23 protein-coding genes and 1 pseudogene are annotated in these 21,218 nt (G+C 73.2%); 8 read left to right on the forward strand and 16 right to left on the reverse strand.

The window, feature by feature from the left end; all coding sequences use genetic code 11:
* Positions 1–198: 198 nt before the first annotated feature.
* The 6 genes from ACH4UM_RS17925 to ACH4UM_RS17950 all read right to left on the reverse strand — a co-directional run bounded on the left by ACH4UM_RS17925 (position 199) and on the right by ACH4UM_RS17950 (position 4,285).
* Entirely contained in the window at positions 199–1,035 is an 837-nt protein-coding gene (locus tag ACH4UM_RS17925) for an undecaprenyl-diphosphate phosphatase (protein ID WP_398179630.1), read from the reverse strand.
* 79 nt (positions 1,036–1,114) lie between these two features.
* Complete coding sequence (gene crcB / locus ACH4UM_RS17930; RefSeq protein ID WP_398179633.1) at positions 1,115–1,483, reverse strand: fluoride efflux transporter CrcB; 369 nt, start codon at positions 1,481–1,483, stop codon at positions 1,115–1,117.
* A 2-nt stretch (positions 1,484–1,485) separates the two neighbouring features.
* Complete coding sequence (locus tag ACH4UM_RS17935; RefSeq protein WP_398179636.1) at positions 1,486–1,860, reverse strand: DUF190 domain-containing protein; 375 nt, start codon at positions 1,858–1,860, stop codon at positions 1,486–1,488.
* Positions 1,857–2,318 (reverse strand): fluoride efflux transporter CrcB, encoded by a 462-nt coding sequence (gene crcB, locus ACH4UM_RS17940; RefSeq protein WP_398179639.1) that lies wholly within the window; start codon positions 2,316–2,318, stop codon positions 1,857–1,859. The genes ACH4UM_RS17935 and crcB (ACH4UM_RS17940) overlap by 4 nt, the downstream gene beginning before the upstream one ends.
* 643 nt (positions 2,319–2,961) lie before the next feature.
* Positions 2,962–3,924, reverse strand: a complete 963-nt coding sequence (locus tag ACH4UM_RS17945; protein WP_398179642.1) for an SMP-30/gluconolactonase/LRE family protein — start codon at positions 3,922–3,924, stop codon at positions 2,962–2,964.
* 67 nt (positions 3,925–3,991) lie between these two features.
* Positions 3,992–4,285: an ArsR family transcriptional regulator gene (locus tag ACH4UM_RS17950; protein ID WP_398179645.1), complete on the reverse strand. Its 294-nt coding sequence runs from the start codon at positions 4,283–4,285 to the stop codon at positions 3,992–3,994.
* Positions 4,286–4,795: 510 nt separating this feature from the next.
* On the opposite strand from ACH4UM_RS17950, the gene ACH4UM_RS17955 reads away from it, so the two are divergent.
* Complete coding sequence (locus ACH4UM_RS17955) at positions 4,796–5,140, forward strand: VOC family protein (RefSeq protein ID WP_398179648.1); 345 nt, start codon at positions 4,796–4,798, stop codon at positions 5,138–5,140.
* Positions 5,141–5,198: 58 nt separating this feature from the next.
* Positions 5,199–5,591: a MarR family winged helix-turn-helix transcriptional regulator gene (locus ACH4UM_RS17960; protein WP_398179651.1), complete on the forward strand. Its 393-nt coding sequence runs from the start codon at positions 5,199–5,201 to the stop codon at positions 5,589–5,591.
* Between the two features lie 209 nt (positions 5,592–5,800).
* On the opposite strand, the gene ACH4UM_RS17965 is transcribed toward ACH4UM_RS17960, so the two are convergent.
* From ACH4UM_RS17965 to ACH4UM_RS17980, 4 genes are all read right to left on the reverse strand, one after another.
* Positions 5,801–6,208, reverse strand: coding sequence for an SseB family protein (locus ACH4UM_RS17965; RefSeq protein ID WP_398179654.1), 408 nt, complete (start codon positions 6,206–6,208; stop codon positions 5,801–5,803).
* A gap of 540 nt (positions 6,209–6,748) precedes the next feature.
* Positions 6,749–7,855 (reverse strand): PP2C family protein-serine/threonine phosphatase, encoded by a 1,107-nt coding sequence (locus ACH4UM_RS17970; protein ID WP_398180595.1) that lies wholly within the window; start codon positions 7,853–7,855, stop codon positions 6,749–6,751.
* 120 nt (positions 7,856–7,975) lie between these two features.
* Positions 7,976–8,701 carry a GNAT family N-acetyltransferase gene (locus ACH4UM_RS17975; protein WP_398179657.1) on the reverse strand — a complete coding sequence of 242 codons (726 nt, stop codon included), beginning with the start codon at positions 8,699–8,701 and terminating at the stop codon, positions 7,976–7,978.
* Positions 8,702–9,036: 335 nt separating this feature from the next.
* Entirely contained in the window at positions 9,037–9,525 is a 489-nt protein-coding gene (locus ACH4UM_RS17980) for an STAS domain-containing protein (protein ID WP_398179660.1), read from the reverse strand.
* Between the two features lie 131 nt (positions 9,526–9,656).
* On the opposite strand from ACH4UM_RS17980, the gene ACH4UM_RS17985 reads away from it, so the two are divergent.
* Positions 9,657–9,980, forward strand: coding sequence for a helix-turn-helix transcriptional regulator (locus ACH4UM_RS17985; RefSeq protein ID WP_398179663.1), 324 nt, complete (start codon positions 9,657–9,659; stop codon positions 9,978–9,980).
* A gap of 94 nt (positions 9,981–10,074) precedes the next feature.
* Here the strand turns inward: ACH4UM_RS17985 and glpK are convergent, their stop codons facing one another.
* The gene (glpK, locus tag ACH4UM_RS17990; RefSeq protein WP_398179666.1) at positions 10,075–11,601 is read right to left on the reverse strand and encodes a glycerol kinase GlpK; all 1,527 of its coding nucleotides are present in this window, start codon (positions 11,599–11,601) and stop codon (positions 10,075–10,077) included.
* 49 nt (positions 11,602–11,650) lie between these two features.
* Complete coding sequence (locus tag ACH4UM_RS17995) at positions 11,651–12,418, reverse strand: IclR family transcriptional regulator (protein ID WP_398179669.1); 768 nt, start codon at positions 12,416–12,418, stop codon at positions 11,651–11,653.
* A gap of 147 nt (positions 12,419–12,565) precedes the next feature.
* On the opposite strand from ACH4UM_RS17995, the gene ACH4UM_RS18000 reads away from it, so the two are divergent.
* A complete protein-coding gene (locus ACH4UM_RS18000) occupies positions 12,566–12,991 on the forward strand; it encodes an ATP-binding protein (protein WP_398179672.1) in 426 nt (141 codons plus the stop codon).
* A 100-nt stretch (positions 12,992–13,091) separates the two neighbouring features.
* Positions 13,092–14,543, forward strand: a complete 1,452-nt coding sequence (locus tag ACH4UM_RS18005) for a purine-cytosine permease family protein (RefSeq protein WP_398179675.1) — start codon at positions 13,092–13,094, stop codon at positions 14,541–14,543.
* Positions 14,544–14,556: 13 nt separating this feature from the next.
* Here ACH4UM_RS18005 and ACH4UM_RS18010 read toward each other — a convergent pair whose 3' ends face one another.
* Positions 14,557–15,564, reverse strand: coding sequence for a LacI family DNA-binding transcriptional regulator (locus ACH4UM_RS18010; RefSeq protein WP_398179678.1), 1,008 nt, complete (start codon positions 15,562–15,564; stop codon positions 14,557–14,559).
* 130 nt (positions 15,565–15,694) lie between these two features.
* Here ACH4UM_RS18010 and ACH4UM_RS18015 point away from each other — a divergent pair, with 130 nt between their 5' ends.
* The gene (locus ACH4UM_RS18015) at positions 15,695–16,849 is read left to right on the forward strand and encodes a Gfo/Idh/MocA family protein (protein WP_398179681.1); all 1,155 of its coding nucleotides are present in this window, start codon (positions 15,695–15,697) and stop codon (positions 16,847–16,849) included.
* Between the two features lie 17 nt (positions 16,850–16,866).
* On the opposite strand, the gene ACH4UM_RS18020 is transcribed toward ACH4UM_RS18015, so the two are convergent.
* Together ACH4UM_RS18020 and ACH4UM_RS18025 are read right to left on the reverse strand one after the other, a co-directional pair.
* Entirely contained in the window at positions 16,867–17,625 is a 759-nt protein-coding gene (locus tag ACH4UM_RS18020) for a TIGR03943 family putative permease subunit (RefSeq protein WP_398179684.1), read from the reverse strand.
* Positions 17,622–18,659, reverse strand: coding sequence for a permease (locus ACH4UM_RS18025; protein ID WP_398179687.1), 1,038 nt, complete (start codon positions 18,657–18,659; stop codon positions 17,622–17,624). The genes ACH4UM_RS18020 and ACH4UM_RS18025 overlap by 4 nt, the downstream gene beginning before the upstream one ends.
* A 259-nt stretch (positions 18,660–18,918) precedes the next feature.
* Here ACH4UM_RS18025 and ACH4UM_RS18030 point away from each other — a divergent pair.
* Both ACH4UM_RS18030 and ACH4UM_RS18035 read left to right on the forward strand, forming a co-directional pair.
* Positions 18,919–19,242: pseudogene (locus ACH4UM_RS18030) on the forward strand (DUF1731 domain-containing protein); the annotation flags it as partial.
* A gap of 44 nt (positions 19,243–19,286) precedes the next feature.
* Positions 19,287–20,312: an alcohol dehydrogenase catalytic domain-containing protein gene (locus ACH4UM_RS18035; protein ID WP_398179690.1), complete on the forward strand. Its 1,026-nt coding sequence runs from the start codon at positions 19,287–19,289 to the stop codon at positions 20,310–20,312.
* Positions 20,313–20,405: 93 nt separating this feature from the next.
* On the opposite strand, the gene ACH4UM_RS18040 is transcribed toward ACH4UM_RS18035, so the two are convergent.
* Positions 20,406–21,185, reverse strand: coding sequence for an alpha/beta hydrolase (locus tag ACH4UM_RS18040; protein ID WP_398179693.1), 780 nt, complete (start codon positions 21,183–21,185; stop codon positions 20,406–20,408).
* Positions 21,186–21,218: the final 33 nt, after the last annotated feature.

Genomic DNA, 21,218 nt, shown 5'->3' on the forward strand with positions numbered 1-21,218 from the left:
CGCTCGGCGATCGGGCTCCACCCCCGGCCCCCCCCCCCCGGCCCTTTCGCCTTGACCCCCCCCCCCCCCCCCCCCCCCCCCCCCCCCCCCCCCCCCCCCCCCCGCCCGGGCCCCCCCCCCCCCCCCCGGGGGGGGGGGGGGCCCCCCCCCCCCCCCCCCCCCCCCCCCCCCGCGCGGAAGGAATGTGCCCGGGTGGGCTCAGGCGTTCAGGACGCCCGCACCGAGCAGGCCGAACAGCATCAGGCCGACGGCGATGCGGTACAGGACGAAGGCGTTGAAGGAGTGCTTGGCGACGAACTTCAGCAGCCAGGCGATGGAGGCGTAGGCGACCACGAAGGAGACGATGGTGCCCACGGCCAGCGGGGCGGCACCGACGCCCGCGCCCAGGGCGTCCTTCAGTTCGTAGATGCCGGCGCCGGTCAGGGCGGGGATGCCGAGGAAGAAGGACAGCCGGGTGGCGGCGACGCGGTCGAGGTCCAGGATGAGCGCGGTGGACATCGTGGCGCCGGAGCGGGAGAAGCCGGGGAAGAGCAGGGCGAGGATCTGCGAGGTGCCGACCAGCATCGCGTCCTTGAAGGAGGTGTCGTCCTCGCCACGCTTGTGCCGGCCCATCTGGTCCGCGCACCACATCACACCACTGCCGACGATCAGAGAGCCGGCGACCACCCACAGCGAGCCGAGCGGCCCGTCGATCAGCGGCTTGGCGGCAAGCCCCACGACGACGATCGGGATCGTCGCGTAGATGACCCACCAGGCGAACTTGTAGTCGTGGTGGTAGCGCTCCTCACGGTTGGTCAGACCGCGGAACCAGGCGGAGACGATCCGCACTATGTCCTTGAAGAAGTACACGAGCACGGCGGCGATGGCGCCGACCTGGATGACGGCGGAGAAGCCGACGACGGACGCGTCGTCGACGGGGATGTCCATGAGCCCCTCGGCGATCTTGAGATGGCCGGTGGAGGACACGGGGAGGAACTCGGTCACCCCCTCGACGACTCCGAGGACGACGGCCTGACCGACGGAGATGGCGCTCATGGGATCCAGTTCTGGGGATAGTTGGTCGACAGTGCTGTAGACAGTCTTACTATGCCGAGGTGACGGCCAGGTGCCCGCGTCACAAAGCTTCGGCAATCCCGACCCCGGCGAACGCGGCGCCGAGGCCCGCCACCACGCTCGCGACGGCATTGGCGGCAGCGTAGAGCCCGGCGCCGGTCTCGGTCAGCCTCAGGGTCTCGTAGGAGAAGGTCGAGTACGTCGTCAGGGCACCGCACAGGCCGGTGCCCAGCAGCAACTGCACATGGTGACCTGCGGCGCCCGCCGAGACGGCGCCGGTCAGCAGGCCGAGGACCAGACAGCCCGTGACGTTCACCACGAAGGTGCCCCAGGGGAAGACCGAGTCGTGCCGGGACTGCACCGCGCGGTCGGTGAGATAGCGGAGCGGGGCGCCGATCACGGCTCCCGCGGCCACCAACAGCCAGTTCACAACTACCTCTCACCCTTCGCACCCGTATCGCCGGGGTCGTCCCCTCGGCCGACGTACCGGATGACCTCGCAGTCGTCGAGGATCACGAGTCCCTCGGCCACGAGTTCGTCCAGTTGCGGCAGGAAGGCCCGCACCCGCTCCTCGGTGTCGACGATCACGATCGCCACGGGCAGGTCCTCGCTCATCGACAGCAGCCGTGAGGTGTGGATCAGCGAGGACGCGCCGAAGCCCTCGATGCCGCGGAAGACGCTCGCGCCCGCGAGGCCCGCCGCGTGCGCCCGGTGCACGATCTCCGAGTAGAGGGGCCGGTGGTGCCAGGTGTCGTTCTCACCGATGAAGACGGTCACGCGCAGGGCGTTGCCGGTGAGCCTTGTCATCGCTGCCTCCACTTCAGGATGCGGCGGGTCGCCGCCACGGCGAGCCACACCGCGGCGAGCGCCGCGCACAGGGTCACGGCGAGGTAGGTCAGGCCGGTGCGGGCGTGGCCGGAGTCGACCAGCTTCTGGATGTCCACGGCGTAGGTGGAGAAGGTCGTGAAACCGCCGAGCACGCCGGTGCCGAAGAAGGGCCGCACCAGGCGGTGGGCGGCCCACACGTCGGTGATGACCACCATGAAGACGCCGATCACCGCGCAGCCGACGACGTTGGTCCAGAAGGTCGCCCACGGGAAGCCGCCGGGCGGCGTCGGCCACCACAGGGAGGCCGCGTAGCGGGCCGTGGCGCCGAGCGCGCCGCCGAGCGCCACCACCGCGACCACCGGGGCCTGCGCACGCCAGGCACGCCGCCGCGCCGGACCTGTCCGGACGCGGAGGCTCTCGGCCTCTGGGGCTGTCATGGTCGTACGTCTCCTACTCGCCCGGGCCCCGGACATGCGGGGCCGCTGCCTTCGCAAGCAGGGACCGTTGGCGGCGCCGGTGCCGCGGTTCGGTTACGGCGGGCCCCACCGCCGCGCCACGAGATGATCGCGGCCGGGCACCAGGGTAGCGCCGGCGGACGGAGCGGGTCACTTCGAGGGGCGGCGGGTGCCGGCCGCCTTGCACCACGCCGCTTCCGAGGCGGACGGGCGCGGGGCGGCCGCGAGGCCGGTCGTGGGTGGGCCGAAGGCGGCACCAGGCCGCCCGGACCGCCTACGGGCCGCCACGACCCGGCGCTGAGACACCAGGGACGGCACGGTGGGGGACGCGGGCGGTCGGGCACCGCGCGGTGGGCGACGCGGACGGTCGCGGACCGCGCGGTGCTCCGGCTCGGGCAGCCGGCGACAGCACGGCGGCCCGACACGGACGCGCGGTGGGCCGACACCGACGGCCGGGGACCGCGCGGTGGGCCGACGCGGACGGTCGCGGGCGGGGCCGCGGCCCGGCGGGGAGGTGTAACGGCGGCGGCGAGGTGCTGTGCGGTCGTGTCGTGGGGGCGGCTAGGCGGGCCGGGGCCGGAGGCCGTGTGCGCCGGTGGCTGCCCGGCCGCCCGCGCGGAGGGGGTCAGCGCCAGGCCGGTGCCCGGCAGATCGCGACGCCCCGCTCCCGGAGGCTGCCGAGGATCAGGTGGCCGTTCGTCTCGCAGACGCTGGTGACCATGCGGTAGCCGGAGTGGCGGCGGGCGAGGTGGTGGGTGATGCGTCCCTCGTCGTCCACGGCGAGGACGCCGATGGTGCCGGTCGGCCGATAGGGGGCGCGCACGGCGACGCGGGCGGCGGCGGCGCGCACGGCCGGGGCGGCGCGGTGGAGGAGATCCAGCGGGGGCACGCGCGGGCCCGCCAGCGCCACCCATACCGGGCCGGCCTTGCCCGTGCGCCAGACGTTGTCGGGCATGCCCGGCAGGTTCTCGACGAAGGGCTCGCCGCGCCCGGCCCGCGGGCCGGTGAGCCAGTAGCGAGTGAGCCGGCGGGCACCCGTCTCGGCGACGACGAGGAAGGACTCGTCGGCGCTCGGGGCCAGCCCGTTGGCGAACTGCAGCCCGTCCAGGACCACTTCCGGCGTCCGGCTGCCGGGGGCGAGCCGCAGCAGCCGTCCCGTGCCGGTGTGTTCGACGATGTCGCCGATCCACTGCTGAAGGGGGTAGCGGCGGGTGGACACCGTGAAGTACACGGTGCCGTCGGACAGCGCCACGACGTTGCTGCAGAAGCGCAGCCGCTCCCCCGCCACCGAGTCGGCGAGGACCCGGACGACGCCGTCCGCCAGGCTCACCCGCAGCAGGCCCCGTTCGGCGTCGCACACCAACAGCTCGCCGTCCGGGAGGAGTTCGAGGCCCAGCGGCCTGCCCCCGGTCTCGGCCAGCACCTCGATACGGGCCCCCGCGGGCTCGTCCAGCCCGTCCAGACGCAGGATGCGGCCGTCCTCCACACCCGTGAGCACACGGCCGTACTCGTCCGCCACGACGTCCTCGGGGCCGCGGCCGCCGATGGCGACGTAACCGAGCGGAACGAGAGCGGTGGGACGGTCCATGAGTGCCTGCCCTTCGACGTCGTGAGGCCGCTCATCCTCGCAGCCGGGCACCCTCGCGGTCCCCCGGTTACCAGCCTTTCTCGAACATCCGGGCCACCTCGGCGATGCGGAACTCGTCTCGGCGGTAGTACGTGCGGCGCCCGACCCGCCGGGCGCGCAGCAGACCCAGGTCGGTGAGCAGACCGAGATGCGTCTCGGCGACCCGGCGCGGTATGCCCAGTGCGGCGGCAACGGCCTTGGCGCTCACGCCGTCCTCCAGCGGGTCGCCGTGCCGTCGCCGTCGCCGGGGCCCGGGCGGGCAAGGGTCCTTGAGCCACTCCAGGATGACCAGACGTGTCCGGCCGGCGGGAGTCCTCACCATCTCCGCCCCCTGTCGTCGAAACAGCCTCGTCCTGACGCCCTCCCACTGTCCCGCAGACCGGCCCGTCGCGTACGGGACTCTCCGCCCCTTGTCCGGTACCGGACGGCCCCTCCACGGATGCCTGTGCGACGGGCCCGGCCCCGCCGGGCGGCCGGGCCGTCGCGGCGGACTCGACGGTCGCCGGACCCCGTCATGGCCGTGGTCGCCCGGTTGCCGTAGCCGGACAGGGCCTGGTTGTCGCAGCCGTCGGGACGGCCCGTGCGGACGATGGGCCGGCCCGGCGGCGAGCGGCAGCGGCAGCGGCAGCGGCAGCGGCAAGGATCTCGGGGGGCCGTCTGCGACGCAGCCGTTGAAGCCGGAGTCGGCATGGCCGTCGCGGGGGTGCCGCTGCCGCACGGTGTGTGGCGGGACAACCGGTCAGGATTCGAGAAGCGGCCCGGCACTCCCCCGTCCTAGCGTGGGACCACCGGCGCATCCCGTCGGCCCACGCACACACCGAGGAGTCACGCCATGACCGCCGGCGTCAAGACGATCATCTACCCCGTCAAGGACCTCGACCGGACGAAGGCCCTGTTCAGCGCACTTCTGGGCGTCAAGCCGTATGCGGACGAGTCCTACTACGTCGGCTTCAAGGACGCCGGGCAGGACGTCGGTCTCGACCCGAACGGGCACGCCAAGGGCATGACCGGGCCCGTGCCGTACTGGCACGTGGACGACATCCGGGCCCGGCTGGCGGCACTGGTGGCGGCGGGCGCCGAGGTGCTGCAGGACGTGCAGGACGTCGGGGGCGGCAGGCTGATCGCCTCGGTGAGGGACGCGGACGGGAACCTCGTCGGGCTGCTTCAGGACGCCTGAGCCGGCCGTCGTCCCGCACCGGACCCGGTGTCGATGCACGCGCATTAACATGCGGTGTATGGGAGCGAACGCGGCCGGGGCCCGGCTCGAGGAACAGTGGCGGGACATCCTGTCGGTGCACGCGCGGACGATGTGCGAGATCGACCGGGTGCTCCATCCGCACGGGCTGGGCGCGAGCGATTTCGAGGTGCTCGACATCCTCGCGTCCGAGTCGCCGGCGGCAGGCGACCAGTGCCGGGTGCAGAACCTCGTCGGCCGGGTCCACCTCAGCCAGAGCGCACTGTCCCGTCTCATCGGCCGGCTGGAGAAGGACGGCCTGGTGGAGCGCTCGGTCTGCGCCGAGGACCGGCGTGGCGTATGGGTCTGCCTGACCCGCCGGGGCCGTGACCTGCACGCCGAGGTGCTGCCCCTGCAACGAGCGGCCCTGGCGCGCATGCTGAACGGTTCCTGAGCCGGACACGGCGTACCGACGACACAGGGCCGGCCGGGTGAGTGCCACCCGGCCGGCCCTGCGCGTGCCCCGGGCCCAGCCGTTCGAGCCCGACCGCACGGGTGAGGCAGCCGGCGTTCGAGTCCCCCGGGGCGGCGACGGTTGCGCCGCGTCCCCTGGGGCGGCGACGCTTGCGCCGGCCCTCGGGGCACCCTGTCGGCGGCGCGTACTCAGCCCTGCGGCCGGGCCAGCAGGGTGCGTACGCCCTCGGAGGTGAGCGTCAGGCCGTGGGGGGAGCTGGCGTCTATGGTGAGCGACAGGTCGTCGGCCGGCCACTGGGAGGCGAGAGCGCCAAGGGGCACCAGACGGTAGCGGGAGACGAAGGGCAGCAGCCCGGACATCTCGAGCTCGGAGGTGAACACGGGGACCACCGGTGCGCCGCCCGGCTGTTCCAGGACGGGCAGCGCCAGCGCCGTGGGGTCGGTGGCGTCCTCCTCGCTCGTGTCGTCGGGCACTGGGACCAGCACGTCGCTTCCGGCGAGCGTGTCCAGTGCCACCGCGTCCTCGGCGTTCTCGGCGAGGACGTCCAGCGCCCGCTGGGCGGGCGTCGCGGCGTTGTCGTTCGCGGGTGTGTCCATGGCAGATTCCCTGGTAGCGGCGGTCGTGCGGCCCGCCCGGGAGGTGATCGCCCGGGCACGGCCCTGCTCGCGTACCCGGTCGCACGCGACACAACCGTTCCAGGCTTCGTCAATCGGCGGGACCTGCGCCCGGGAGATCTTCCGGCGCCGGCGCCTCCCACGGCGCCCTTCCTCGGTCATGCACCGGTGACGGCGGCGTCCACCCGCAGGGTGTGCCGACCCCCGGGTACCGGCCGGTGGGCCAGGTCGCGTTGGCATACGCCGATGCGCAGGTCGTACGCGCCGGTGGCGGCGAAGGCACCGTGCACGGCTGGGTGGGCCGCCAGGGCCGGCCGAACGGGGTCCCGGGCAGGGTCCGGGCAGGGTCCGGGCAGGGTCCGGACGGGGTGGCCCGCGAGGCGGGCGCCCGGGTCACGGACACCGAGGGCCGCCCATGGACGACTGGCGCGGGGCCCCCTTCCCGGTGGCCTCGCGGGCTGCAGGGCCGACTGGCGCGGGCTCTCACGGACCGCCGCCGAGCCGGGGCGGCGCTCGCGGACGTCACCGCGCCGGGCGGCTGATCGCGACCGCCGCCGCATCGTCGCCGAGGCGGCCGTCGGCATGGGCGACGAGGTCGTCGCGGAGCAGGCGCAGTACCTCGCCGGGCCGTTCGGCGGCCGAGGCTCCGGCCCGGGCGCCGGCCCAGGCGACGAGGGGGAAGAAGTCGCCCCGCGCGTTGCGCGCCTCCAGGACGCCGTCGGTGTACAGCAGCAGCGTCTCGCCCGGAGGGAAGGGGAACGACGCGACGGCGTAGTCGACGGTCCCGCACAGTCCGCCCAGGCCCAGCGGCGGTGCGATCACCTCGGCGACCAGCGGCCGGGCCCGGCCCTCGCCCAGGAGGACCGGCGAGGGGTGGCCGCAGTCGACCAGGTGGAGCACGGGTTCCCGGTCGGGGATGTCGAGGATCAGCGCGGTGGCGAACGCCTCGTCGGCGTCGGGTGCCTGTTCCGTCTGCCATTGCCGTGACTCCCACCGCATGGCCCCGTCCAGGTGCGCGGCGAGCCTGGGCAGTGTGGGCCGGCGGTGCGAGGCGGCGCGGAAGGCGCCCAGCAACAGGGCGGCGTGGCTGATCGCCGGCAGGCCCTTGCCCCGTACGTCCGCGATGAGCAGCCGGGTGCTGTGTCCGGTGCGGGCGGCTGCGTAGAGGTCCCCACCCATGGTGGCCTCGTCCTGGGCGGCGAGGTACAGGCAGGCCATGTGCAGGGGGCCGCTGCGCTCGGGCAGCGGCGGGAAGAGCACCTCCTGGACGGCCTGGGCCACGGACCGGCTCTGGTTCAGCTGGTGTTCGTGCCGGTCGCGGAACCGGCAGAACAGGACGATGAGGCCGGAGACCAGGACCAGGGCGGCGATCTGCGCCTCGAGGTTCTCCGTGGCCAGTACCCCCCGGGCCGCCCCGATGAAGATCTGGGCGCCAACGGCCAGCAGTCCGATCAGCGCGGTGAGCCGGGGTCCGGCGAACGCGGCGGTGATGGCGGGGGCCGCGACCAGCAGGGGGCCGAGGTGCACGTCGGGCGGGGCCAGGACGTCCACCACGCACACGGCTGCGATCAGTCCCAGCGGGATGAGGACCAGCGCCCGCCCGGACCGCGAACGGCGCAGGTCCTGCAGTGACACACGTCATGATCTCACCGCGGCCCGGCCACCACCACACACCGCGGCCCGGCCACCCCGCACACCGCGGCCCGGCATCCGGCGCACCGCTGCGCCCTGCCCGCCCCGTGCGGTGCCCTAGGTCCTGACCAGCCGGGCGTCGCGGTCGTCCGGGCGGACGGCGGTGTCCTGCGGCGTGCGCCCGGGCGCGGCGGGCGGGCCCGCGGCGAGACGGAGTTCGACGATGGCCCGGACGGTGGGCCACTCGTCGTCCAGCACCGAGTAGAACGCGGTGCTGCGCACGGCGCCGTCCAGTCCGCGCGAGTGGGCCCGGCGGACCCCCTCGCAGGTGGCGCCGAGCCGTTCGATGGCGGCGCGCGAGCGCAGGTTGCGGGCGTCGGCACGGAAGGAGATGCGGCGCACCCGCCAGGTCTCGAAGGCATGGCGCAGCATGAGCAGCTTGGCCTCGGTGTTGATGCCCGTGCCCCGGGCGGGCGCGGTGAGCCAGGTGTTGCCGATCTCGGCGGCGTCCGGCACGGCGGTGAACGGGTCGCCGTGCGGAACACCGGGCACGGCGGGCCAGATCAGCGGGCCCTGCCAGTAGTCGAGTTCCAGGAAGCGGGTGGATCCGACGACCCGTCCGTCGGTGGTGCGGACCACGGCGAACGGCAGGGCGCGGCCCGCCGCCTGTTCGGCCATGGCCCGGTCCACGTAGTCCCGGGCCGCCTCGAGGTCATGGGGTACGGGGGTGAAAGCGTAGGAGGCGCGGTCCTCGGCCCCGGCCTGGGCCAGGCCCTCGGCGTGGTGCGGAGCGAGGGGCTCCAGCCGTGTCATACGGCCGGTGAGAACGACGGGTACGGGCACGGGGCCTTCGGTCCTTCTGGGAAAAACGAGGGGGGTGCTGCCCGCCACCGGCGACCGGTGCGAGGGCGGTGGTACAGCATGCGCCGTAAGGCACGTTCTGCGAGTAACGGGAACATGACGGACAGAGGACGGTCGGATGAAGCAGCCGCGGGGAGCGGCCCCAAAGGACCGGTCCCCGCGCCCAGACCGTCGCCCCGGCCACGGAGGCGGGACGAAAGCGGGCCCTCCGCGTTCAGGGCGGAGAGCCCCGGGGCTCACTTCCGAACCCCTCGGGGGTCCGGGTAACCACTGGCCGGGGGCCGATGCGGCGGAGCGCCGAATCGGCCCCGAACGGATCAACCGGTCGCGCCGTCCCGGCTGGGCGGCACCCCGGGGTTGCCGGGTCCACCGGGCGCGCCGGGCCTGCCGGGCCCCGTGCGCCGGGGGCCGTCGGCGCCGAACAGCGGGAGCATGCCGGTCAGGTGGAGGAGGCGCTCGCTCACGGGGCTGGTGGCGCAGACGACGATCGTCTTGCCCTGCGCCAGCGCACGGTGCCGGAGGCTGATCAGGATGTTGAGGGCGGAGCAGTCGCAGAACCCGACCCCGCTCAGGTCGAGGTCGATGCCCCGGACGGAGCGCCCGAGGGCCTCGCGCAGGGCGCGCTGGAAGGTCTGGCCGGCGTCCAGGTCGAGTTCGCCGCGCACCGCGACGACCACACGGTCGCCGTCCATGCGGCTGTCGATCGCCGGCCCGGGCCGCGGGTGTGCCACAGGTGAGCCGCCGCGGTCACCGCGGGCCGCGGCACCCCGGGTCGTGGGCTGCGCGCCGTACGCAGGCTCCGACATGACCGCCTCTCTCAAGCGTTCGCCCGTCCGTCTGTCCTCAGGCTGACTCCGGCGTATGGAACACGTCAAGATATACCTGAAAATCTGTTCAGGCTTTTGTATACGTGAATGACAGGGCCTAGTCTTGCGCCATGGGAGGAGTGCCTGAGCCGCATGCCGGATGGACGTTCCTGACGAATCACGCCCGCGTGCTGGCAGCCATCGCCGACAACCACAACGCCCGGATCCGCGACATCGCCGCCCACTGCCGGCTCACCGAGCGCGCCGTGCAGAAGATCATCGCCGACCTGGAGCAGGACGGATACCTCTCCCACACCCGCGCGGGGCGCAGCAACACCTACCGGATCGACCCGAGCAGGGTGCTGCGTCATCCGGCCGAGGCGGGACTCACCGTGGCCTCCCTGCTCTCGCTCCTGATCGAGGCCGAGGCAGGCCGCTCCGGGCCGGGTCACTGAGCGCGGTCCGGGCCGGGCCACCGGGCGGCCGGGACACCGCTCAAGCCTCCGAGCCGTCGGCTGAGCCGTCAGCCCCCGCCGCCAGCCCCAGCCGTCAGCCAGAGCCGCCCGGCCGGCTGGACGGCTGGATCCAGCCCAGGGAGCGCTCCACGGCCCGCTGCCAGCTCTCGTACTCCCAGGCGCGCCGTTCGGGGTCCATGTCCGGCAGCCACTGGGCGGCCCGGTGCCAGTTGCGGCGCAGCACCTCCATGTCCGGCCAGTAGCCGGCCGCCAGCCCGGCGGCGTAGGCGGCGCCCAGCGAGACCGTCTCGGCCACCAGGGGCCGTACGACGGGCACGTCGAGCACATCGGCGAGCATCTGCATGAGCAGGTTGTCCGACGTCATGCCGCCGTCCACCTTCAGCTGCTTCAGGGCGAGCCCGGAGTCGGCGTTCATGGCGTCGACGACCTCCCGGGTCTGCCACGCGGTCGCCTCCAGGACCGCCCGGGCCAGGTGTCCCTTGGTGATGTACGAGGTCAGACCGACGACCACCCCGCGGGCGTCGCTGCGCCAGTGGGGGGCGAACAGGCCGGAGAAGGCCGGGACGATGTAGCAGCCGCCGTTGTCCTCCACCGTGCGCGCCAGCGTCTCGATCTCGGGCGCGGTGCTGATCATGCCCAGCCGGTCGCGGAACCACTGGACCAGTGAGCCGGTGACGGCCATCGGGCCTTCCAGGGCGTAGACCGTGGGCTGGTTCGCGATCTTGTAGGCGACGGTGGTGAGCAGCCCGTGCCGGGAGCGGACCAGGTCGGTGCCGGTGTTCATCACCAGGAAGCTGCCGGTGCCGTAGGTGCACTTCGCCTCGCCGGGCGAGAAACAGGTCTGCCCGAACAGCGCCGCCTGCTGGTCGCCGAGGGCGGCGGTGATGCGGACGCCGGGCAGCAGCGCGCGGGCCTCGCCGTAGCTCTCCGCCGAGGAGCGGATCTCCGGCAGCAGCGCCCGCGGCACCCCGAAGAAGTCCAGCAGTTCCGGGTCCCAGGTCAGGGTGCGGATGTTGACGAGCATGGTGCGGCTGGCGTTGGTGGGGTCGGTGATGTGCAGGCCGCCGTCGGTGCCGCCGGTGAGGTTCCAGATCAGCCAGCTCTCCATCGTGCCGAACAGGACCTCGCCGTCCTGGGCGCGCTTCTCCAGGCCTTCCACGTTCTCGAACATCCAGCGGATCCGGGGGGCGGAGAAGTAGGTGGAGGGGGGCAGACCGCAGCGGTCGAGGAAGAACTCGTCCCCGGGCCGGTCCCTGAGCACGTCGACCAGCGGAGCGGTGCGGGTGTCCTGCCAGACGATCGCCCGGCCCAGCGGGAGGCCGGTCCGCCGGTCCCACAGCACCGTCGTCTCGCGCTGGTTGGCGATCCCGATGGCGGCGATCTCTCCGGCGTCCACGCCCGCGCCGACCAGCATCTCGGGCACGATGCGCTGCACGTTGCGCCAGATCTCGACGGCGTCGTGCTCGACCCAGCCGGGCCGGGGGAAGTGCTGCTGGTGCTCGCGCTGGGCGACCGACACCAGGCGTCCGCGATGGTCGAACAGGATGCATCGGGTGGACGTGGTGCCCTGGTCGATGGACATCACATACCGGTCAACCATGATCGGGCCTGCCTTCCGACGCGTCGCGCGAATGGGGACCTGCCAGGACCTACCAGCGGGCCGCCCCCAGATCTCGGGAGATCGCCCGTGCGGCCTCCCGGAGCAGGGCGATCAGGGCGGGCATCGGCCGGCCCCTGGTGTCGCAGATCCGCTCGACGGGGCCGGACAGTCCCATGGCGCCCACCACCAGGCCGCCGTGCCCGCGGATCGGGGCCGCGATCCCGGCGTCCCCCATGCTCATCTCCTGCACCTCGGCGCCCCACCCGAGCTCCCGGATCTCCCCCAGCGCCCGGTTGAGGTCCTCCCGGGCCACCAGGGTGTGCCGGGTGTACGCGGCGAGCCCCTCCTCCGGCAGCGGGTCCAGGGAGGCGGCCCCGAAGGCCAGGAGCACCTTGCCGAGCGAGGAGGCGTGCAGTGGCAGCAGCGCACCCACGTCCAGGGTCTGCAGGGTGTCGTCCGGGCGGAAGACGTGGTGGATGATCAGGACCTGACCTTCCAGGGGGGTGCCCAGCCGGACGGCCTCGCCGCTGCGCGCGGCCAGCGCGTCGGCCCAGTTGATGGAGCGCGAGCGCAGTTCGTTGACGTCCAGATAGCTGGTGCCCAGATGCAGCAGCGCCGCCCCGAGCTGGTACTTCCCCGTGGCCTCGTCCTGCTCGACGAAGTCCACGTGCTGCAGTGTGCGTAGGATGCCGTGGGCGGTGCCCTTGGCGAGCCCGAGGGACGACGCCACCTCGCCGAGTCCCAGCCTGCGCGGGCCACCGGCGAGCAGGCGCAGGATCGCCGCCGCTCGTTCGATGGACTGGACGGGTCCGGCCATGGACAGATCCTAGCCCGATTTGCCCTGATAGGGACTGGCGTTCGGTAATGCCGACCCTCGTTCATTGACCGACCGCACGTTGGTTCTCTAGCGTGCAGTGTCGCGCCCGGCCTCCGGTCGGCAGCGTCGCCCGGAGGAGGAGGGCACATGTCCGTAGCGCAGCTCTACGCAGCGCCCCGCGAGGAAGCCACCCACGGCTTCCCGCTGCCGCACGCCCCAGGGGGCGTCGGTGCCGTGCGCCGCCGCGTACGTGCGGTCCTCAGTGGCTGGAACCTGTCCGCCGAGGCCGCGGACGACGTGCTCCTGGTGGTCTCGGAGCTGGTCACCAACGCGCTCGTGCACGCCCGGCCACCCGCGATCCTGCGCCTGTGGCGGGTCCCATCGGCGGGACGCGGGGCCGTGCACGTCGAAGTGACCGACCAGGGGCCGGCGGCTCCGCCCGGCCCGTCGTCCGCGCCCGACCCGGACGAGCACGGCCGCGGCCTGGGCATTGTCACCGCCCTGTCCGCCCGGTGCGGCGTGCACACGCACTCCGGCGGGATGAGCCGGTGGGCGGAGGTGCTCGCGGGCTGAGCGGCCGGGACGAGCCCGGCGAGTTCCTCCGCGCGGCTTGACCACGGGCGCCCGGGGCCCGAATGTGGCCACAGGGGTGGATCAGCACTCGGGAGGCGCCGTGACCACATCATCCGAGCCGCGGGTGTCGGGCCTGGAGATCCGGTCCATCGACTACGTGCCCCTGGACGAGCGCCACGGCAAGCTGTGGCATCTGGGGCCCCTGTGGTTCATGTCCAACGCCCAGATCGCCACCCTGGCGGTGGGCCTGATCAGCATCACCGAGGGCGGCAACCTCGTCTGGTCGCTCCTGGCGATCGTGGCGGGCACCGTCATCGGCACCTTCTTCATGGCCTTCCACTCGGCCCAGGGCCCGCAGCTGGGACTGCCGCAGATGATCCAGTCTCGGCCCCAGTTCGGCTACGTCGGCGCCCTGCTGGTGTGGCTGTTCGCCTATGTGCAGTACGCGGGCTTCAACGTCTTCAACACCATCCTCGCCGGCCAGGCCCTGCACACCACGGTCCACGGCGGCGTCAAGCTGTGGGTGGCCGTGGTCACCGCGGTCGCCCTGGTCGTCGCCCTCGTCGGGTACGACATCATCCACAAGGCCGAGCGGCTGCTGACGTACACCTTCCTGGTGATCTTCGGCGTCTTCACGGTGGGCGTCCTGGTCAACCTGCACTACCCGCCTGGCTCGTTCGACCTCGGCGGCTTCAAGTGGACGCCGTTCCTGGCCCAGTTCGGCGTGGTCGCCGGCTACCAGATCAGCTGGGCGATCTACGTCTCGGACTACTCGCGCTACCTGCCGCCGGACGTCACCGTCCGCAAGACCTTCTACTGGACCTACTTCGGCTCCGCGCTCGGCGGCATCTGGCTGATGGTGCTCGGCACCCTGCTGGCCGGCTGGGCGGGCAAGAACTTCGACACGATCCCCTCGATCAACGCGGCGGGCGACACCGTGTTCACCGGGTTCGGCGCGATCGTGCTGCTGTTCGCCGCGCTGGGTCTGGTGTCCGTCACCGCGCTCAACATGTACGGCGGGTCGCTGACGCTCATCAGCGCCATCGACTCCTTCCGGAGGGTGCGGCCGACGCTCGCCGTGCGGCTGGTGACCCTGGGGCTGACCGCGGTGCTCTCCCTGATCGGCGCACTGGCCGCGACGTCCCACTTCCTGGAGAACTTCAACGACTTCCTGCTGCTGGTGCTCTACCTGTTCATCCCGTGGACCGCGGTGAACCTCATGGACTACTACGTCGTGCGCCGCGGGCACTACGCCATCGCCGAGATCTTCAACCCGCACGGCATCTACGGGCGCTGGGGCTGGCAGGGCATCTTCTCCTACCTGGCCGGTTTCGCCCTCATGGTGCCGTTCTTCTCCGTCGGCACGCTCTTCGTCGGCCCGGCCGCCAAGGCACTGGGCGGCGCCGACATCTCACTGTTCATCGGGCTGCCCGTCTCCGCGCTGCTGTACTGGTGGCTGACCCGTTCGATCGACGTGGCGGCCGAGCAGCGGCTGGCCGAGGAGGAGGCCGCGGAGCTGGACCGGGCGGCGCACGAACACCGCGAGCCGTGAGCCGGGCGGCGCCTCAAGGGCCGTCGGAGGGCGGTGCGGTGGTGCCGCGCACTTCCAGGAAGGGCACGGTCAGGTCGACCGCGCGCGGGCGGCCCGGGTCCTCGATCCGGTCGAGCAGTCGCTGGGCGGCGCGGCGGCCCACGTCGTGGCCGGCGTTGTCCACCGTGGTCAGCCACAGGTGCCGCAGCCGCGACAGGTAGGTGTTGTCGTAGCCGACCAGGGAGAGGTCCCGGGGTACCTCCAGGCCGCTCTCCTCGGCGGCCGACAGCGCGCCGAGGCAGGCCATGTCGTTGACCGCGAGGACGGCGCTCGGCCGTCGCGGCCGGCTCAGCAGCCGGACGGTGGCCCGGTAGCCGCCCTCCTCGGTGAGGTCGCTGCGCGCCACGACCGCCGTGCCCTCCAGCCCGTGGGCGTGCATGGCGGCCTCGAAGCCGCGGCGGCGGAGCTCGCCGACCGCGCCGGGGCCGGCGATGTGGGCGATGTGCCGGTGCCCGAGGCCGATGAGGTGCTCGGTGGCCAGCCGGGCGCCGTGCTCGTCGTCGCCGGCGACGACGTCCACGCCGGGCAGCACCGGTTCGCGGGTGCCGGCGACGACCGTGGGGATGTGCCCGGCCGCCGCGCGCAGCGCCTGGGGGTCCCGCAGGGTGCCCACGGCGACCAGGCCGTCGACCCTGAGCTCGACGAAGGTCCGGGTGAGGTCCTCCCCCAGGCGCCGGCCCAGCCTGCCGTCGGCCAGCAGCACGTGCATTCCGCCGTCGTACAGCCGTGCGTTCAGCCCGTCGAGCAGTTCCACGAACCAGGGGTTGCGCAAGTCGTTCAGCAGGACGCCGACGGTCCGGGTGCGCCGCTCGCTGAGGCTGCGGGCGGCGGCGTTGGGGCGGTAGCCGAGCTCCTCGACCGCGGCGAGGACGGCCTGCCGCTTCTCGGGCCGCACCTTGTCGGAGCCACGCAGCACCAGCGAGACCAGGGACTTCGACACGCCGGCCCGCGCGGCCACGTCGCGGATGGTCGGGGGTCGCATGCAATGGACCGTTCCATACCGGGCCCGCTCCTGTAAAGGGCCTCTGCGTCGCCTTGACACCTGGCCGGAGCGGCGTTCATCGTGAGCCACAGGTTTTGGATCGGTCCAAGTTGGCGTTGGAAGGGTTGTCATGGTGAACACGCTCGGCGTCGCGGTCGTGGGTTTCGGCTGGATGGGCCGGGTGCACACCCAGGCCTACGCCCGCGTGTCGCACCATTTCCCGCAGTTGCCGGTACGCCCGCAGCTGGTCACGGTCGCCGACGAGGTGCCCGGCCGGGCGGAGCAGGCAGCCGGGCAGTACGGCTTCGGCTCCGCCACCCGCGACTGGCGGGAGGTGGCCGCCGATCCCCGCGTGCGGGCGGTCAGCATCACCGCCCCGAACTTCCTGCACCGCGAGATCGGCATCGCCATGGCCGAGGCGGGCAAGCACATCTGGATCGAGAAGCCGGTGGGCCTGACCGCCGGCGACGCCCGGGCGGTCGCAGACGCGGCCGCCAGGGCGGGCGTGCAGGGCACGGTCGGCTTCAACTACCGCAACGCGCCTGCCGTGGCCGCCGCCCGCGAGATGATCGCGGCCGGTGGGATCGGCACCGTCACCCACGTCCGCATCCGCCTCTTCAGCGACTACGCCGCCCACCCCGAGGGCGCTTTGACATGGCGGTACGAGCGCGAACGGGGCGGCAGCGGGGTGCTGGGCGACCTCGCCTCGCACGGCGTCGACCTGGCCCGGCACCTGCTCGGCGAGATCGACTCGCTGGCCGCCGACACCGCCGTGTTCGTGCCCGAACGGGCCCGTCCGGCCGGCGCCACCGCCGGGCACACCCGGGCGGCCGGCGGCGAGCTCGGCCCGGTCGAGAACGACGACTACGTCAGCTGCCTGCTGCGCTTCGCCTCCGGCGCGCGCGGAGTGCTGGAGGCGTGCCGCGTCTCGGTCGGCGAGCAGAACAACTACGGCTTCGAGATCCACGGCACCGGGGGAGCGCTGTTCTGGGACTTCCGCCGCATGGGCGAGCTCGGCGTCAGCCGCGGCCCGGCGTACCAGGACCAGCCGGTCTGCACCGTCCACGTCGGCCCCGGGCACGGCGAGTACGGCGCCTTCCAGCCGGGTGCGGCCAACGCCATGGGCTACGACGACCTGAAGGTCATCGAGGCGTACCACTTCCTGCGCTCCATCGCCGAGGGCACGGCGTACGGGGCGGCGCCGGCCGACGCCGTGGCCGCAGCGACGGCCCTGGACGCCATGGCCCGCTCGGCCGCGCGGCGCGGATGGGTGAGCCTGGTGTGAGCCGGGCCGCCGCCCGGTCAGCGCGACGGGGTGAGCGGCAGGTCGTCGGTGTAGCCGTTGACCGGCCGGGGGATCTGCCCGACCTCGCGGGCGTCCAGGGCGGCCGGTGCGGAGCCGGTGCCGAGGGTGCCGCCGGGGTGCCAGGTGCCCGTGACGGAGACCCAGGTGTTGGCGGGGAGGGCCTCGGTCCCGTAGATCCGTACCTTCACGGACTGGGCGTCCGCCGCGCAGCACGAGAGGATGATCCGGGTCAGGTACCAGGTGTCGCGCCCCTTCTCGGGCGTGACGAAACCGGTCAACTGCACCGTGCGCCCCCTGATGGCCTGCTCGCGGTCCTGCTGCACCCGGCGGGTGAAGTCGGTGAGGGTCATCGGGAGCTGTGAGGTCGCCGGCAGCGGTTCGAACCTGCTCTGCCGCGCGACGGCCTTGGGGGCCTCGCGGGCAGCGGTGTAGGCGCCGAGGGCCGGCGGGGCGTAGAGGAGCAGGCTCAGCGCGGGCAGGAACAGCAGCCAGGCGACGCGGGGCACGGTGGAGTGGTCGTGACCGTGACCATGGCCGCCGGCGTCCTGGTCGTGGCCCGCGTCCCCGTGCCCCGCGTCCGGCTTCGCCGACCAGGCCTCGGCCACTCCCAGCAGGAGCAGCAGCGCGCCCGAGGCGATCAGCAGGGGGCGCATCCCCTCCTTGACGTAACGCAGGAACAGGTCGGTGAAGAGCGAGGCGTGCAGCAGGCCGAGGCCGCTGAGGACGAGCAGGGAGACCTGGACGGGCCGTCTCACAGCAGCACTCCTCCGATCAGCACGGTGCACAGGACGGCGACGACCGTCGTGGCGGCGGAGAACCGGACCGCGAAGGCCCGGCCGAAGGTGCCCGCCTGAAGGGCGATCAGCTTCAGGTCGACCATCGGGCCGACCACCATGAACGCCAGCCGCGCGACGGGCGAGAAGCCGGCGAGCGAGGCGGCGACGAACGCGTCGGCCTCCGAGCACACCGCGAGCAGCACGGCGAGGGCGGCCAGGAACAGCACCGACAGCCAGGGCGAGCCGGAGAAGGTGTCGAGCACGGTGCGCGGCACCGTCACGTTGAAGGTGGCCGCCGCCATGGCGCCGAGCACCAGGAAGCCGCCCGCGTGCAGGAAGTCGTGCTGGAAGCCGCGCCGGAACTCCGTCCAGCGGCTGTGCCCCGGCCGGTGGCCGGTGTGCCGTACGGCCGGCCGGAGCCACTCCTCGCGGCCCAGGAGCAGCCACAGCCAGCCCATCAAGGCGGCGGTGGCGAGCGAGGCGAGCAGCCGGGCCAGCACCATGGCCGGACTGCCGGGGAAGGCAATGGCCGTGGCGGTCAGCACGACCGGGTTGACGGCGGGCGCCGACAGCAGGAACGCGAACGCGGCGGCCGGCGTCACACCCCGGTTGATCAGGCTGTTGGCGACCGGCACCGACGCGCACTCACAGCCGGGCAGGACCACTCCGGCCACTCCCGCGACCGGCACGGCGAACACCGGCCGCCGGGGCAGTACGCGGGTGAACACCCGGGCCGGCACGAAGGCGTTGATGGCGCCGGACAGGGCCGTGCCGAGCAACAGGAAGGGCAGCGCCTGCACGGTGACGGCGAGACAGACGGTCCGCCATGCCTGCAGGGCCTGCGCGTCGGTCCACCGGCCGACGGCGAACACGACCGTCCCGGGCAGGACGGCCGCGCCCAGCAACAGCAGCGGCCAGTGCCGGGGCCAGCCGCGGCCGGCGGCGCCCTCGGCCGCCGCGGGGGTCACCACGACGGCCGGGGCATCCCCGGCCAGTACTTCCGTCTTCTGCATGCCCGCTCCGAAGGTGGGATGTTCGCACCGAACATAGCGGGCCTGCCGCGCCGCGGCGCAGCACCCCCGGCACGCGCCGTGCCGGCTCGGCCTCATTGCCCCACGGACAGCTGACGCAGTGTCCGCGCGGAGGGCGACCCGGGATCGGCCGACCATTTTCGAACATGTTCAGGATGACCGACTCACGGGGGGACTCCGCCCGGGTCGTCGGCGAGGCGACCGCCGACCACGGCTTCGTGCGCGCGGTGGGGTTCCCGGCCGGGGGGACCTCGCCGGGGCGGTGAACCTCGCCGCGCCCGCCCCCGTGCCGCAGCGCGCGTTCATGCGCGCCCTGCGCGCCGCCTGAGGTGTCCCGGTGGGCCTGCCGGCGACGAGATGGATGGCGGAGATCGGCGCGTTCGTGCTCCGCTCGGGCACCGAGCTGCTGCTGAAGAGCCGCCGCGTGGTCCCCGGGCACCTGCTGGAGGCGGGATTCGCCTTCGGCCATCCCGGGTGGCCCGAGGCAGCCTTCGACCTCGTACGCCGTGTGTGGAGCGGGCGGCCGGGTCCTCCCGCTCGGCGCGCGCGATCCGGGCCGAGCTGATGTGCTGGGTGCGGGGGCCGTCGTACCCGTTGTGGGAGAGCCGGATGAGTACCTACAGAGTTGCGCAGGCCGGCGCGGCCGGTGGGCCACTGGAGATCGCCGAGCGCGAGGTGCCGGAGCCGGGGCCCGGCCATGTCCGGATCGCCGTGGAGGCCTGCGGGATCTGCCACAGCGACGCCCTCTTCGTGGACGCCACGGTGCCGGGCGTGCGGTTTCCGCTGGTCCCCGGGCACGAGATCGCCGGGCGGATCGATCAGCTCGGCGAGGGGGCGCGGGAGCAGGGCTGGCAGACGGGCGACCGGGTGGCGGTGGGCTGGTTCGGCGGCAGCTGCGGTCATTGCACGCCCTGCCGGCAGGGTGACTTCATCGTGTGCGTGAACCTGAAGGTCCCCGGCTGGGCCTACGACGGCGGCTTCGCCGAACGGGTGATCGCACCGGTCGACGCCCTCGCCCGGATTCCCGGGGGGCTGGCGGCGAGCGACGCCGGACCCATGGCGTGTGCGGGCGTGACCGTGTTCAACGGGCTGCGGCGCAGCGCCGCCGAGCCGGGGGACCTGGTCGCCGTGCTCGGCATCGGCGGCCTCGGCCACCTGGGCGTGCAGTACGCGGTGGCCATGGGTTTCGAGACGGTGGCGATCGCCCGCGGCGCCGACAAGGCCGGCTTCGCCAAGCAGCTCGGGGCGCACCACTACGTCGACAGCACGGCGGACACCCCGGTCGCGGAGACGCTGCGGGCCCTGGGCGGCGCCAGGGCGGTACTGGCCACCGCGGGCAGTTCCGAGGCCATCACCGCGACCGTGGACGGCCTGTCGCACCGCGGGGAGCTGGTGGTCATCGGGGCGGTGCCCGACCCCATGGGGATCAGCCCGTTCCAGCTGATCACGGGCGGCCGGGTGGTCCGCGGTCATCCTTCCGGCACCGCGCAGGACGTGCAGGACACCATGGCGTTCAGCGCCCTGCACGGCATCCGTCCGATGACCGAGGTCCTGCCGCTGGACCAGGCCGACGCCGCCTACCGGAAGATGCTCTCGGGGGCGGCCCGCTTCCGCATGGTGCTCACCACCGGCTGATGCACCGGGCCCGGTGGCCCCGGCCCGGTGCGTGCCGTCCGTCAGGACCGCCTGGGCGGGCAGGACGGTCAGGGTCTTCCGGGGGCGGGTTCGTCAGGACCGGTTCGTGACGAACCGGTCGAGGGCCGCGGTCAGTTCCGCCGGTTTCTCGAGCGGGAGTTCGTGGCCGGCGTCGATGACGCGGACCTCGGCGTCCGGGTAGGCCGTGGCCATGCGCAGCATCTGCCGCACCGGCAGCTGGATGTCGTGGCAGCCGTGCACCAGCAGGGTGGGCACGCGGATCTCGCCCACCCGGTCCAGGACGTCGAAGGCGCGCATGGCGGAGTAGCACGTCATGACCACCTCGCGCGGGGTGGCGGCCGAAGCCCGGATGTGGCGCCGGATCTCCTCGCGCGGGTAGCCGGGGGCGAAGGCGCGCTGGATGTTGGCGGCGACGAACAGCTTGAACGGCACCAGCGTCGAGGCCGCCATCAGCAGCCCTCTCCCCCGGCTGTAGGCCATCCGGCTGATGGAGCCGACCAGCACCAGGCGTTCGACCCGCTCGGGGTGGGCCAGGGCGATCGTCTGCGCGATCATCCCGCCCATCGAGTGGCCGATCAGCACGAACCGGTCGATGTGCAGATGGTCCAGGAGCGCGAGCACGTCGCGGGCCGGTTCCTCGATCGTGCGCGACCCGGCGCCGCCGCTCTCCCCGTGTCCCCGCAGGTCCAGCCGGACGACCCGGCGCTTCACGGAGAAGTGCTCCAGCTGGTGGTCCCAGCGGTGCCGATCGGCCGTCCAGCCGTGCACGAACACCAGGGGCACGCCGTCGCCGTCGCGCGGGCCCTCGTCGTCGTACGTCAGCAGCGCGCCGTCGACTTCGAGCTGCGGCATGGGGCACCTCCGGGGATGCGATCAGGTTACTGG

The organism is Streptomyces sp. NPDC020801, assembly GCF_044334385.1.
GTDB lineage: Bacteria > Actinomycetota > Actinomycetes > Streptomycetales > Streptomycetaceae > Streptomyces.